11 protein-coding genes are annotated in these 13,794 nt (G+C 71.2%); 3 read left to right on the top strand and 8 right to left on the bottom strand.

Translation table 11 applies throughout. The features are described 5' to 3' along the window. Positions 1-44 precede the first annotated feature (44 nt). From OHA11_RS01670 to OHA11_RS01645, 6 genes are read right to left on the bottom strand one after another with little or no spacing between them, the layout of a single operon-like run. Positions 45-824, bottom strand: a complete 780-nt coding sequence (locus OHA11_RS01670) for a class I SAM-dependent methyltransferase (RefSeq protein WP_266491246.1) — start codon at positions 822-824, stop codon at positions 45-47. Further along, positions 821-2,071, bottom strand: a complete 1,251-nt coding sequence (locus OHA11_RS01665) for an MFS transporter (protein WP_266491244.1) — start codon at positions 2,069-2,071, stop codon at positions 821-823. Before OHA11_RS01665 ends, OHA11_RS01670 begins: the two co-directional genes overlap by 4 nt. Then, complete coding sequence (locus OHA11_RS01660) at positions 2,055-3,155, bottom strand: mandelate racemase/muconate lactonizing enzyme family protein (RefSeq protein WP_266491242.1); 1,101 nt, start codon at positions 3,153-3,155, stop codon at positions 2,055-2,057. The genes OHA11_RS01665 and OHA11_RS01660 overlap by 17 nt, the downstream gene beginning before the upstream one ends. Then, the gene (locus OHA11_RS01655; protein ID WP_323186503.1) at positions 3,152-4,237 is read right to left on the bottom strand and encodes a pyridoxal-phosphate dependent enzyme; all 1,086 of its coding nucleotides are present in this window, start codon (positions 4,235-4,237) and stop codon (positions 3,152-3,154) included. Before OHA11_RS01655 ends, OHA11_RS01660 begins: the two co-directional genes overlap by 4 nt. After that, positions 4,234-5,277 carry a DUF364 domain-containing protein gene (locus OHA11_RS01650; protein ID WP_266491239.1) on the bottom strand — a complete coding sequence of 348 codons (1,044 nt, stop codon included), beginning with the start codon at positions 5,275-5,277 and terminating at the stop codon, positions 4,234-4,236. Before OHA11_RS01650 ends, OHA11_RS01655 begins: the two co-directional genes overlap by 4 nt. After that, entirely contained in the window at positions 5,274-6,530 is a 1,257-nt protein-coding gene (locus tag OHA11_RS01645; RefSeq protein ID WP_266491237.1) for an ATP-grasp domain-containing protein, read from the bottom strand. The genes OHA11_RS01650 and OHA11_RS01645 overlap by 4 nt, the downstream gene beginning before the upstream one ends. A gap of 381 nt (positions 6,531-6,911) precedes the next feature. Here OHA11_RS01645 and OHA11_RS01640 point away from each other — a divergent pair, with 381 nt between their 5' ends. Beyond that, positions 6,912-7,658, top strand: a complete 747-nt coding sequence (locus tag OHA11_RS01640; protein ID WP_266491235.1) for a cyclopropane-fatty-acyl-phospholipid synthase family protein — start codon at positions 6,912-6,914, stop codon at positions 7,656-7,658. 179 nt (positions 7,659-7,837) lie between these two features. Next, on the top strand, positions 7,838-8,575 hold the full coding sequence (locus OHA11_RS01635; protein ID WP_266491234.1) for a peptidoglycan-binding protein: 738 nt from the start codon (positions 7,838-7,840) through the stop codon (positions 8,573-8,575). Positions 8,576-8,639: 64 nt separating this feature from the next. On the opposite strand, the gene OHA11_RS01630 is transcribed toward OHA11_RS01635, so the two are convergent. Then, positions 8,640-11,915 (bottom strand): family 78 glycoside hydrolase catalytic domain, encoded by a 3,276-nt coding sequence (locus OHA11_RS01630; RefSeq protein WP_266491231.1) that lies wholly within the window; start codon positions 11,913-11,915, stop codon positions 8,640-8,642. 150 nt (positions 11,916-12,065) lie between these two features. Continuing rightward, positions 12,066-12,662 carry a TetR/AcrR family transcriptional regulator gene (locus tag OHA11_RS01625; RefSeq protein ID WP_266491229.1) on the bottom strand — a complete coding sequence of 199 codons (597 nt, stop codon included), beginning with the start codon at positions 12,660-12,662 and terminating at the stop codon, positions 12,066-12,068. 165 nt (positions 12,663-12,827) lie between these two features. Between OHA11_RS01625 and OHA11_RS01620 the strand changes: the two genes are divergently transcribed. Then, positions 12,828-13,787 (top strand): chlorophyllase, encoded by a 960-nt coding sequence (locus tag OHA11_RS01620; protein ID WP_266491227.1) that lies wholly within the window; start codon positions 12,828-12,830, stop codon positions 13,785-13,787. The last annotated feature ends 7 nt before the right edge of the window (positions 13,788-13,794 follow it).

The raw sequence follows: 13,794 nt of genomic DNA, 5'->3' as shown, positions 1-13,794 counted from the left end.
AGTGAGGTGGGGAGGGGTGGATGAGGCAGCGGTGTGCGGTGCGATCAGGCGTCGAGCCGGGCCACCACGTGCAGCCGGTCGGCTTCGGCCGCCGTCCCGGGCAGGTCGCCTTCCTGCCACGGCGGTTCGGTTCGCGGCCCCGGGCCGTCGTGCAGCGCGAGCACGGTGAAGCCGTGGGAGGTCAGGAAGTGACGCAGTTCCTGCGGCAGGAGCAGCCGCCAGGCCGACCGCTGTTCGACGGGAGCCGAGCCGTCGTCGGCGGTCCATACACGGGTACGCCGCAGGAGTTGCGCGGTGCGGTCGACGTGAAGCGTGGTTGTCGACCGGTACGAAGTCCCGTGCCAGGCAAAGGAGTTGGGCCTCGGCGTGTTCAACAGGCCGTCGCGGCCGAGGAAGTAGGCGCCGTTGCGCATCTCGGCGACGAGCAGCCCGCCCGGTGCCAGGCCCCGGCGGCAGGAGGCGAGGAAGCCGTCGAGGTCGTCATTGGTGTGGCAGTACAGCAGCGAACTGTCCAGAGACACCACCGCGTCGAACTCCCCGAGCGAGAAGTCCCGCAGATCGGCGTGGACGTACTCCGGACCCGGATGCCGGTCGCGGGCGTACGCCAGCATCGCCTCGGAGAGGTCGGCCCCGACGACCGTCCGCCCGGACGCGTGCAGTTGGGCCGCGTCCCGACCGGTGCCGCAGCCCAGGTCGAGGACCCTCGCACCGGCCGCGTACCGCCGCAGGCAGTCCTCGGCCCACCGCCCGGCCAGTCGTTCGGGATCGGGGAACCGGGCCTCGTACAGCTCCGGGTTGTCGGTCAGCAGATTCCCGCTCGTCATGCCGTCGCCTCCACGGGCTCGGACCGGGACCTGGGCACCGGCAGCTCGGGCAGCGCCCCGCGGCGGCGCAGCCAGGTGACCGCGCCCGCCGACACCAGCCCGAAGACCAGACAGCAGGCCCACGGCAGCCAGGCCGCGCTCCGGTCGTCACCGGTGTCCATGGCCCAGCCGACGACCGTGTTGCCCACCGCCGCCGCGATCCCGGACACCATGTAGAAGATCCCGAAGTACGTGCCGGTCAGCTCCGGCCGCCCGAAGCCGGGGATCAGCTCCATCACGAAGGGCTGGGCGACCATGACACCGACGTAGAGGAACAGGACGCCGACGAGGACGGGTGCGGCGTGCCACACCTCCGGCGAGGCACCCGACACCAGCATCGGCGGCACGAACGCGAGCCCCATCAGCGCGAGCCCGACACCGATGACCTGTCGGCCGCGCGCCTTCAACGCCCGTGTCAGCCGCATCTGCAGAGCGAGATTGGCGAGCGTGCCGACGACGAAGACGAGTCCGGCCGCGCCGTCCCAGCCCGTGGCACGGCGGGCGCCCTCGGGCAGCAGCAAGTACAGCTGGTTCTCCAGCGTGAACATGCCGACCATGGCGCACGAGAAAGCCAGGAACGCGCGGTTGCCCACCACCTCACGCCAGTCCGCGAGCACACCGCCGGAGCTCGGAGGCACCGCCCGCGAGGGCAGCACCAGCGCCTGAGCCACCGTCAGCACCGCGAAGATCCCCGCGGCCGTGAGCGCGGAGGCCCGGAAGTCGACCAGCAGCAGGACACTGCCGAGCAACGGCCCGATCAGCGCACCCGTGGTCGCGAACACGTTGAACAGCGCGAACGCCTCCGCCTTGCGCTCACCGGCCTCCTGCGCGAGGTAGGCCCGCACGGCCGGGTTGAACAGCGCCCCCGCGAGCCCGCTCAGCACGGACGCGGCCAGCAGTACCGCGAGCCCGTCCCCGAGCGCGAACAGCGCGAAGCCGACGGTACGTACCGCGCACCCGGCGATGATCACGCCGCGTGCTCCGAGCCGGTCCGCGGCCGATCCACCGATGAGGAACAGCCCCTGCTGGCTGAGATTGCGCACCCCGAGCACGATCCCGACGACGGCCGCCGACATGCCCAGGTCCTCGCCGAGATGCGTGGCCAGATAGGGGATGAGCAGATAGAAACCGGTGTTGACGCCGAGCTGGTTGACCAGGAGCAGCCGGATCGCGGGCGAGAAGCCACGTATCTCATGCAGCGTCTTCACGGCCCACCCGCCTCTCCCGTACGCCGAGCCCGGGGAGGTCATTTGCCCGTACGACACCGTCGGCGCCCCCGATACCGGTCCACGGGTCGTCGGCGAGCAGCAGATGGCCGTCGAGGTCGGCCCAGCGGGCGCGGTCGGCGAGATGCACGGCGGGAGCCAGGCCGAGCGTGCTCGCGGTGAGACAGCCGAGCATCAGCTCGGTGCCGCTGCCCTCGATCAACTCGGCGATCCGCAGGGCCGCGTGGGGACCGCCGCACTTGGCGAGCTTGACGTTCACGCCGTGCACCCGGCCCGCGAGACGGCGTACGTCCTCGTACGTGACGGCGTCCTCGTCGGCGATCAGGGGCAGCGGTGAACGCTCGGCGAGCCGTGCCAGGGACTCCGGATCACCGGCCGCGAGGGGCTGTTCGACGGCCTCGACGCCCAACTCCGCGTAAGGGGGGAGCAGTTGCAGGGCTTCGGTGAACGTCCAGGCGCCATTGGGGTCGAGGAGCAGCCGGGCCCGGGGCGCGGCGGACGCGATGGCGCGCACGCGGTCGAGGTCGTCCTCGGGATCCGGTGTGCCCGCCTTGACCTTGATGACGGTGAAGCCGCTGTCCGCGAGCGAGCGGGCCTGCGCGGCGGCGCGCTCGACGGGGACGATACCGATGGTGCGGGCGGTCCGGGCGCTCGGAGGGCTCGGAGGGCTCGGAGTGGTCCGAGCGCCCGGAGCGGTCCAAGCGGTCCGGGCGCTCTTCGCGTCGAGCAGCCGGTGCACGGGGAGGCCGGACCGCTTGCCGCACAGGTCGAGCAACGCGGCTTCGACGGCCGCCGTCACCGCGGGCGGCCGGTCGCCCGCGGGCCCCTCGCGCAGCGCACTCTCGGGGTCGCCGAAGCGGCCCAGATCCAGGCCGGCCTCGTACAACTGCCGTTCCAGTACTGCCGAGTCGAGGCCGTAGTAGACGCTGGTGACGGCCTCCCCGTGGCCGCTGAGGCCCTCGTGCTCGACCGTCAGCCAGACGGCGTCGCGGGCGGTCATCGTCGACCGGGATATGCGCAGCGGCTCGGTGAGCGTGAGCCGCGCGGTACGCAGGGTGGCCTTCACGGGCTCCCCTCCAAGGGGGTGTGCAGGGGGTCGGTGACCGTGGCGCAGCGGACCCAGCCGGTGGCCTCGACGGCACGTGGATGCGGGATCTCGACGGGCCGGGTGGCGGCGCCGGCCGGGTCGAGGCCGTGCGCAGCCGTGAAGTCGTCGTCGTAGACCGTGCCGAGATAGCGGTGCGGCCCGTCGGGAAAGACGGTGGCGACGACGGCCCCGGGATGGACGCGGGCGGCCCAGGCGGAGACGAGCGCGACGGCTCCCGTGCTCCAGCCGCCGCTGACGAAACTCCCGCGCGCGAGGCGCCGGCAGGCGTCCGCGGACTCGGCCGGGCCGACCCAGTGCACCTCGTCGAAGGCTTCGTAGGCCACGTTGCGCGGATGGATGCTGCTGCCCAGGCCGCGCATCAGGCGGGGCCTGGCAGGTTGCCCGAAGATGGTGGAGCCGGTGGCGTCCACCCCGATCAGCCGCAGCCCGGGCCAGTGCCTGCGCAGCGGCCCCACCACCCCGGCACTGTGACCGCCCGTGCCGACACTGCACACCAGTACGTCCAAGTGGTCGAGCTGGGTGGCGAGTTCGGCGGCGAGCGACGCGTAACCGGCGATGTTGTCCGGGTTGTTGTACTGGTCGGGCCAGTACGCGTCCGGGAGCACCGCGAGCAGTTCCCGCAGCCGGGCCAGCCGCGCCGCCTGCCAGCCGCCCACGGCCGCCGGACGGTCGACGAGTTCGAGGCGGATCCCGTATGCGCGCAGCAACTGCCGCATGGACGGCTCCAGTTCGGTGTCGCCGACCAGCACGATGGGATGGCCGAGTGCCTGCCCGGCGAAGGCGAGACCGATTCCCAGCGTTCCCGAGGTGGACTCCACCACTGGTGCGCCGGACCGCAGTTCACCCCGCTCCCGGGCGCCGAGCAGCATGGACACGGCGGCCCGCGCCTTCATGCCACCGGCGCCGAGCCCTTCGAGCTTGGCCCAGAAACCGGGCTGGGGGCAGGGCAGATCGGTGGTCACCCGGGCCAGCGGCGTGCGGCCGAGCAGGGCGAGGAGCTCGGGGTTGGCGGTGAGGGGACGCGGCGCGGCCGTCGTCACAGCGCGTCCCCCGTACAGTCGTCGCGATGCCCGGACGGGAGGCCGGACAGTTGGCCAGGTCGGTAGCCGGACCGGCGCCCGTGTCCGTAGCGGTGGATGACGCCGGGACCGCCGTCCAGCCAGAAGAAGGGGTACGGCTCCGCACACACCGCGCTCACTCCGGCACCGAGGAAGCGCGGCAGGACGGCACTGCCCGTCTGCGCGAACATCACCAACTGCGTGTCGGTGCGCAGGGCATGCTCCCGCAACGGCTCGAAGGACCCGTTACCGAGCGTCATGCCGGACGCCAACACGGCGTCGCAGCGGTCGAGTTCGGCGATCGCGTCGGTGACGATCGGCTCGCCCCATTCCGTCCGGCCACCCTTGAGATCGCACGGTATGTACGGGACGCCGCGTGAACGGAGCGCCTCCAGAAGGGAGTTGACGACTCCGACGACGAGCACGGTCTGTCCCGGCCGCACCTCCAGCAGCTCGACGACGGCCCGCGCCCGCGTGCGGGACTTCTCCAGGGAGTTCCCGGCGGGGACCGGGTGGGGGAGCGCCCCGTTCTCCGGTGTGTGCGGGGTGACATGCATCAGATAGGCGTCGAGTGCCGCCACCCTGACCGGCGGCAACGGATGCTTCAGCAGCCGCGCCACGTCCGCGCCGGCGCAGTCGTCCACCGCGCCGCCGGACAGCGCACCCGGCTCGACCGCACACGAACCGACGGCCCGGTCGAGGCGCAGGCTGAGCACCTCGTTGCGATATCCGCCGTGGCGCCCGTCATGACGTACGACCTGACTCGTGGTGAAGGCCACGGCGATGCGCAGGGTGCGGGGGTCCGGCCCGAGTTCTCCGGCCAGGGCGCGGCTCACGAGGTCGTCGTACGAGGCCGGTGTCGTGGTGCTGTACGGATCCGGTGTCGTGGTGCTGTACGGATCCGGGGCCGAGGTGCCGGATGGATCCGGGGCCGGTGTCGAGGTGCCGTACGAGGTCGAGGGTGCCCTTTCCTGTTCCTGGACGGCGGGAGCCGTTGCCCCGGTGTCGGTCGCCGCGCTCATCGGGCCGTCACCCGCGGTCGCAACACGGACAGCAGTGACTCGACGAGGGCCCGTGCGCCGAGGCCCTCGGCGTCGCCCGCCATGACATGACCGAGGTACTCGTTGTTGCTGCCCGCGGCGTTGACCGCCCGGCCAGGTTCGGCGAGCTGGACCTCCAACACACCCTGGGCGCCCCGCACTTGCTCGGATCCCTCGATCGCCTCCAGCGTCCCCGTGGCGTCCGGGACGAGGAAGCCGACGGCGGCGCTGCGCAGTCCGGTGTCGTTCCGGCGCAGGTCGGGGGCGTGGCCGAGAGCCACGTCGACGCAGGCCGCGGCCAGGTCGAGTCCGGTGACGTGCCGGATCAGCTCGGTGATGCGGTTTCCCGCCGGGCGGGGGTTCACCTCGACGACACGCGGACCGGTGGCGGTCAGCTTGATCTCGGTGTGGGCGACCACGGAGTCGAGACCGAGCGCCTTGATCGCCTGCGTCGCGGTGTCCTGGGCGGCCTCCATGTCGGCGCGCGCGAGCGCTGCCGGGAACATGTGGCCGGTCTCGATGAAGGCGGGCGCTCCGCCGACGCTCTTGTCGGTCACGCCCACGACGTGGGTCGTACCGTCGAACGACACGGTCTCCACGCTGACTTCGGGCCCGTCGAGGAGTTCTTCGAGCAGGAGGACGGGCGCCCGGACCTGACCGCGGGCGTTCACCGGGAAGCCCGAGATCGCCCGACAGGCGTCCGCCAGCTCACGTTCGCCGTCCACGCGCCGCACATACATGCCCGCGCACAGATCGACCGGCTTGACCACCAGCGGGAAGCCGAGTTCCCGTGCGGCCTCCTCCGCCTCGGCCCGGTCGGCGCAGACGGCGAAGCGCGGGCCGGGGACACCCGCCTCGCCGAGGACGCGGCGGGTCGTGTCCTTGCGGCAGGCGTTCTCCACCGACTCGGGCGTCGGACCGGGAAGCCCCAGCCGGGCGGCGATCCGCGCCACGGTCGGCAGGTAGTAGTCGCAGGACGTCACCACCCCGTCGAAGGCGAGCGCCCCGTGCAGACGTTCCGCCTCCGGAAGCAGGGCGTCGACGTCGTTCGTGTCGGCGGTCAGTACATTGCGGGCCGCGAGCAGGGGGTGGGCCGTGCCCTCCGGAGCGGAGCGCAGGTAGTGGTGCAGATCGCGGGTGAGGAACGTGAACTCGTGCCCGCCCTCCCGGATCGCCCGTGGCAGCAGTCTGCTCATCGACCCGACCCAGCTTTCGACCACCAACAGATGAGCCACAACTCCCCTTTCGCGCACGCCGGTTGACGTTCCGGGCACGCCGGGGGCACCCCATGGCGGGGCGCGGACGGCGTGACCGACGCACACGTTATCGACAATCATTTTCATTGTCATCTGATTGCCCCGCCTTGTTGCCGTCGCGGCAAAAAACCGGTGGACGGGGCCGGGTGCGCGGTTTTAGCCTCGGCCGGTCCGAGGGCTGGTCCTTGGGCTGGTCCTTGGGCTGGTCCTTGGTTGGTTGTTCGGCCGGCCCTTGGCGGTCCGAGCGTGGGTCCTTACAGAGTGGGGTGCGGGAGATGACGGTCCAGACGAGCGCGGCCACGTACGGCGGGCTGCGCACTCCAGCCACCACGACCTCCTCGGACCGAAGGAATCCCAGAAGTGGATCTGCCACGTAGCTTCACCATCCGCGAGAGCGGACACCGCATTCACAACCCGTTCACCAGCGAGAAGCTGGCCACCCTGGGCCGGGCCCTCGACCTGGCACCCGGGACGAGCATGCTCGACCTCGCCTGCGGCAGCGGCGAGATGCTGTGCACCTGGGCGCGCGACCACCAGGTGACCGGCACCGGAGTGGACATCAGTACCGAGTTCCTCGCCAAGGCCCGGACTCGGGCGGCGGAGCTCGGAGTCGCCGAACGGGTAGCCTTCCGGCACGGGGACGCGACCGGCCACGTCGCCGACGAACCCGTCGGCATCGCCGCGTGCATCGGCGCCACCTGGATCGGTGACGGCGCGACCGGCACCCTCGAACTGCTCCGCCGGAGCCTCGCCCCGGGCGGGATCATGCTGATCGGCGAGCCGTACTGGCGCCGCGAGCCCCAGGACCAGGCCACCATCGAAGGCTGCTTCGCCACCACGAAGGACGACTTCCGCCCGCTCCCCGAGCTGCTCGAACTCTTCGGCCGGCTCGGCTGCGACGTGGTGGAGATGGTCCTCGCCGACCAGGACAGCTGGGACCGGTACGTGGCCGCGCAGTGGCTGGCCACCCGGCGCTGGCTGGACACCCATCCCGATGACGAGATGGCGGACGAGATGCGCGAGGATCTCGCCACCGGACCCGTGCGGCACGTCCGGTACCAGCGTGAGTACCTGGGCTGGGGAGTCTTCGCGTTGATGAACCGCTGACAGGCACCGGGTGGGCTCCGCCGCCGCTCACGTCCTTCGGGCGGCGGGGCTCGCCCGGTGAGCCTCCGCGCACGCCGATCACCGGTCAACTCGGTGGGCCGCTGTTGAACTTCCGGGCGGGGGTACCCGTACCACTGCTCAGTAGCGCCCGGATCAGTAGCGCCCGGAGGGAGAGCAGGTTGTCGACACCGTACGACCCCGAACTGCCGCCGAACCGGTCGGCGTTGGAACCGACCCACGTCATGCGCCGCCGCCGGTCAGGAGCCCTGTCGGAGCTGGTGCGCCAGGCCCAGGAGAGAGAACGCGACTCGGACGACGGATACGAGGTCATCGCGGTCGCGGTCCAGGGAACGCAGTCCTCCGCCGCCCTGCCCCGGACGGCGGAGGACGACACCCAGGAACTGCCGCCCGTCATCGCGGACTTCGCGAGCGACGACGGCCACTACCCGGGCGACCCGCACGACACACACGGCCGCCGAGTCGCCCGTACGACGGCGCACGGTGGCCGCACGTCCTTGTTCCGCCGCGCGGCCGTCGCCATCGCCGCGGTGGCCGCCGCCCTGGCGGGATTCAGCGCGGCTCTTCTGCTCACCTGGGACAGAAGCGCCACCGACGACACAGCGGAGGCGCCGCCCCCGGCCGCATCGTCAGCCCCGTCGCCGTCCCAGCCCGCCGCCGACCCCGACGGCGCCGGCACCCTCCGAGAGGGTGCCAGCGGCCCCGAGGTGAGCGACCTTCAGGAACGGCTGCTCCGTATCCCCAACGTGTACGAGGGCGGCACGGCCAGCGGCGTCTACGACGCCACACTGACCGCGGCGGTGGCCCGTTTCCAGCTCTGGTACGGCATCCGCGGCGACGAATCAGGCGTCTACGGCAACGACACCCGAACCGACCTCGAATCCCGCACGGCGTCCTAGAAAGCCGATCGGCGATCGCCGTTCCCGCCGCCTCACGCCCACGCCTCACCGCCTACGCGTCACCTCACCCGGCGGCCCGCGCCACGAACTCCCAGCCGCCGTGGGCCACTTCGTACACCACGAACCCCGGCTCCACGCGCACGAACTTCGCCCCGCCCGGTGCCTTCACGGCCGGGCGGCTCGGCGCCGGCACGTACACCTCGGCCGTCGAACCGACCGGCACCCGCACCGACAGCCGTGTCGAACCGCCCACGACCGACCACGCCGCCGAAGCCTCACCACGCACCGTGTGTATCGAGGTACGGGCCCAGTCCACGCCCGTGCCGCCGTCGGGGCGGACCGTGAAGGTCCGGTAGCCCGCGTCCCCGGGGCGCAGCCCGGCCACGTTCTCGTACAGCCACTGCACGACCGTGCCCTGGAAGTAGTGGGACCGGGAACGGGAGTCGAGCGGCCACATCTCCCACATGGTGTCGGCGCCGTTCTCGAACCAGTAACCCCAACTCGGGTACGTGCGCTGCATGGCGATCGCGTGGGCCACCTCGGGGTGCCCCTGCGCGGACAACTGCCGCAGCAGCACGCTCGTCCCCAGCGCGCCGGTGTTGAGATGGTTGCCGCGCTGCTTGATGTCGGCGAGGAGCGAGTCGACGACCGTGGCGCGGGCGCCCGGCGGGACCAGCCCGAAGGCGAGCGGAATGCAGTTGTTGGTCTGCCGGTATTCGGGGTCCTTCGCCGTGCGGTAGTGGCCGTCCGGGCCCAGGAAGGCCGTGTTGAACGCCTCCTTGAGCGAGGCGGCGGCCTTGCGGTAGCGGTCCGCCACCTCGGCTTCGCGCAGCAGATCCGCCAGTTCCGCGGTGCCGACGAGTGCCCGGTGCAGATACGCCGTCGCGGTCAGCCGGGTGTCCTCGGGCGGGTTGCCGCCGTAGCCCGGCGGCAGGAAGTCGCCCAGGGCGGTCACCGCGAGTCCGTCCTGGAGCCGGGCGAGCTCCCAGTCCAGGTAGCGGGTCAGCGGCGCCCAGTGGTCGCGGGCCAGACGCTCGTCCCCGTAGACGCGGTACATCTCCCGCAGCAGGAAGGGGTACACCGTCGTCCACTCCGGCGCCGGCGCGAGCTCGTTGTAGCCCCAGCCGCCGCTCGGCACGATCACCGGCAGCTGCCCCGCGGCATTCTGACTGTCCTTCAGGTCACCGAGCCACTTCGACAGGAAGCGGTGCGCCCCGAGCGCGTACGTCATGACGGGTGCGCCCAGCTGCGCGTCACCGGTCCAGCCGTTCTTCTCGTACATCGGCGTGTCCGTCGGAATGCCGTGCAGGTTGTTGAGGACCGTGCGCCGCATCGCCTTCTCCAGCCGCTCGTAGAACGGCTCGGAGCAGGCGAAGGTGCCCGTCGACGCCACGCGTGTGTGGACGACACGGCCCACCACCTGCGACGGCTTCGGCTTGGCGGGCAGTCCGCTGATCTGCACGTAACGGAAGCCCTTGTACGAGAACTTGGGCTCCCACACCTCGTCGGCGCCGCCGCCCGCGCACACGTACTCGTCGGTCTGGAACCGGCCCGGTACGTGCCCGGTCTCGGCGTGGACGCTCCCGTCGGACTTCAGCTTCTCCCCGTGGATCAGCCGCACTGTCGTCCCGGCGTCGGCCCGCACGGTCAGCCGCGTCCAGCCGGCCATCGTGCGGCCCATGTCGACGACGTACACGCCCTCGCTCAACTCCTTGATGGAGTCCGGGCGTACGGTATCGGTGATCTCGATGGGGTCGTGCGGCTGCGCGTGCAGGGTGCCCTTCGGGGCTTCCTGGCGCTGGACCTTCTGCCAGCCGCTGTCGTCGAATCCGGGGCGGCTCCAGGCTGCGGGTGCCTTGCGCGCGTCGTAGGTCTCGCCCGCGTACAGGGAGTTGGAGAGGGTCGGGCCCTCGGTGATCCGCCACCGGTCGTCCGTGGCGACCGTGGTGCGGGAACCGTCCGGGTGGTCGATCTCCAACTGGCCGAGGAGCCGCGGCTCGCCGTGCCACGGCGGATTGTCCCAGTGCCACACGTTGAATGTCTTCATGCCGAAGAAGCCTCGGCCGAGGGTCACGCCGATCGCGTTGGTGCCCCGCCGGAGGTGATCCGTCACGTCGTGCACCGCGTACAGCACTGTCTCGTCGTAGTCGGTGAAGCCCGGGTCGAGGACCTGGCGGCCGACACGTTCGCCGTTGATCTCCGCGTCGTAGTAGGCGAGGCCGCTGATGTAGAGGCGAGCGCGTGCCACCGGCTTCGAGACGGAGAACTCGCGTCGCAGCAGCGGCGCCGGCAGCTCGGATGACGACAGCGACACGCCTGTGCCCCAAGGACCCTGCCCGTACGGCGCGAGCACGGCCGCTTCGGGCCACGCACCGTCGTCGAACTCCGGCCGATGCCAGCCGTCCTGCTCGGTCTCGGCGGAGCGCCACCCCTTACCCGTGACCAGTTCGACCGTGTCCGTTCCGGTCTCCACGATGAGCCGTACGAGCAGACCCGCGGGATTGTCGGAGCCGCCTCGGTTCGTCGCCCGCGCGGCGACCACGATCGGTCCGGACCCGGCCGCACGCACCTGCTCGGTGACGTCGACGAGATGGCCCTTCCGCCAGGCATCGGTCTCCTCGGGCTGGTCCACCACCTGCCCGCCGTCGAGATACAGGATGAAGTCGTCGTCGGCCGTGGCGAGCAGCGTGGCCTTGCGGATCTCCGCGCCCGCGGGCGGCGTGAACGCGCCACGGAACCAGCGGGACCCGACGGGCGCGCCGCCGGAGTTCGAACCGGCCGACCAGATCCAGGAAGCGCTGTCGAACGTCGGCGGCTTCGGCGGGGCGTCCGCACCGATCCAGAAGCCCTCCCAGGCGTCCTTCGGGAACGTCATCTCCCACCAGCGCGGAGCACTCCACGCCGACGGTCGGTTCTCGCCGTCCCAGACCCTGACCTGCCAGTGGTAGCGGGTGCGCGGCAGCAGGGCGGGGCCCGCGTACACGACGCCGACGGTACGGTCCGACGCGACCCGCCCGGAGTCCCAGACCATGCGCCGCCCCTGAAGCAGCGCCTTCTCGCTCAGCGCCACTCTCACCTGGTACGCGCTCTGCCGGGCGCCACGGCCCTCGGCGGCCAGTTCCCAGGTGAGTCTGGGCTTTTCGACCTCGGTGCCGAGCAGCGTCTCGGCGTACTCGACAGTTGTGCGCTCGACGCGCAGTCGGCCGCTCGGCGAGGCGTCGGCGGCCGTCCCCGCCGACGCGGCGGCGGTCGTGACGGCCCCGGAGCCGAGAGCGGCGGAGGCGCCCACTCCGGCGACGGAGGTGCGGAGGAAGACGCGGCGATTCCAACCCTTGGTCATCTGTGGCCCCTTGCTTGCGTACGTGCGTCGTGCATGGATGCGGGTGTCGAAGCGGCGAGCACGACGTCGTTTGAAACGATTCAATCGACTGTGAACGATCCTATGCAGCGAAACTGTTGAGCATCAAGAGGCGTGCATCGACTACAGGATTTAGAGGGGCTGCGGTCGCTGCAGTCCACGAAGGAGCAGTTCGACCAGGCGGCGAGGGTCGTAGCGGGGGTCGCTGTCCCGCCCGATGCAGAGGTTGCCGATGCCGCGCATCAGTTCGTAGGCCTGTGTGCCGGGCCTGATTTCTTCGGCGTCGACCGCGGCGTCGAGCAACTGCGCGCAGACGGGCACCAGGCGGTCGAGGAAGTAGGAGTGCAGCGCGTCGAAGCCGCTGGTGTCCGACTGCATCGCGTTGGCGAGTCCGTGCTTGGTGACCAGGAAGTCGACGAAGAGGTCGACCCACTGGCGCAGCGCCGCGAGCGGGGAGTCGGCGCCGGCCAGCAGGCTCGGGCCGGCCTCGGCGCATGCCTCGACCTGGTGGCGGTAGACGGCGACGACGAGATCCGCCCGGGTCGGGAAGTGGCGGTAGATCGTCCCCATCCCGACGCCCGCTCTGGCCGCGATCTCACGGATCGGCGCATCGATGCCGGAGGTGACGAACACCTCGGCGGCGGCGGTGAGCAGCGTCTGCTGGTTGCGTAGCGCGTCGGCCCGCTTGCTCCGGGCCCGCCCTTCCCCGGGCTGGCTTGTAGGGGGCACCACGCTCTCCTGTCGACGGCCGTTGACTAAGCGGAACGCTGCTCCGTATATTAATCGGAACGGCGCTCCGCTTAAGCGTAGTCGAAGCCGGACGCTCCTGTCCGCCTTGCCCGCCGCCGGCCGAACGAGACCGGCGGCAGAGGCCATCGAAGGGAAATACGCATCATGAGTGCATCCACGTACCCGGCCGACACTCTCACTCCGCCCACGCCCGTCCTCTCGGTCGCTCCCGTAGTGCTCCCGGCCCCCGGCCGAGCCGTGGACCTGGAGGTACGGGTCTCCGCCCCCGTGACCGGGAGCGACTTGCCCGTCATCCTCCTCTCGCACGGTCAGGGCTACTCGAACCACCTCTCCTCGCTGAACGGCTACGCCCCCCTCGCCCACTTCTGGGCGGCGCACGGCTTCGTCGTGATCCAGCCCACCCATCTGAGCTCCACGACACTGAGCCTGGATCCCGCCACCCCCGGAGCGCCCCTGTTCTGGCGATCACGGGCCGAGGACATGAAGCACATACTCGACCGGCTCGACGAGATCGAGGCCGCCGTCCCGCAGCTCCTCGGGCGCCTGGACCGGAGCAGGGTCGCGGTGGCCGGGCACTCGATGGGCGGACACACCGCGAGCCTGCTGCTCGGCGCCCGGCTCGCAGATCCGCACGACGGAATGGAAGTGAACCTGGCCGAGCCCCGCATCAAGGCGGGTGTCCTGCTCGCCGCGCCCGGCAGGGGCGGCGATGCCCTCACCGAGTCCGTGGCCGAGAGCTTCCCCTTCCTCCTGACCACGGACTTCTCCGGGATGACGACGCCCACCCTCGTGGTCGCCGGTGACAAGGACACCTCTGCCCACCTGACGGTCGCGGGCGCGGACTGGCACGCAGATCCGTACGTCCTCTCCCCGGGCCCCAAGTCCCTGCTCACCCTGTTCGACGCGGAGCACGGGCTCGGCGGGGTCTCCGGATACGACGTCGCCGAGACCACGGACGAGAACCCCGAGCGAGTGGCCGCGATCCAGCGGCTCACCTGGGCCTACCTCCGCACCGAGCTCTACCCCGGGGATCCTGCCTGGCAGGCGGCGTGCGACGCGCTGACGGCCGGCCCCGATCCGCTCGGCCGGATCGAATCCAAGTAGGCCGTCA

Source organism: Streptomyces sp. NBC_00878 (assembly GCF_026341515.1).
Lineage (GTDB): Bacteria > Actinomycetota > Actinomycetes > Streptomycetales > Streptomycetaceae > Streptomyces.
This window is presented reverse-complemented; position numbering and strand designations above follow the sequence as displayed.

Bases quoted from the DNA above. Each gene is read 5' to 3' on its own strand.
- OHA11_RS01670 (WP_266491246.1), bottom strand. From the start codon at position 824: ATGACGAGCGGGAATCTGCTGACCGACAACCCGGAGCTGTACGAGGCC.
- OHA11_RS01650 (WP_266491239.1), bottom strand. From the start codon at position 5,277: ATGAGCGCGGCGACCGACACCGGGGCAACGGCTCCCGCCGTCCAGGAA.
- OHA11_RS01620 (WP_266491227.1), top strand. From the start codon at position 12,828: ATGAGTGCATCCACGTACCCGGCCGACACTCTCACTCCGCCCACGCCC.
- OHA11_RS01630 (WP_266491231.1), bottom strand. From the start codon at position 11,915: ATGACCAAGGGTTGGAATCGCCGCGTCTTCCTCCGCACCTCCGTCGCC.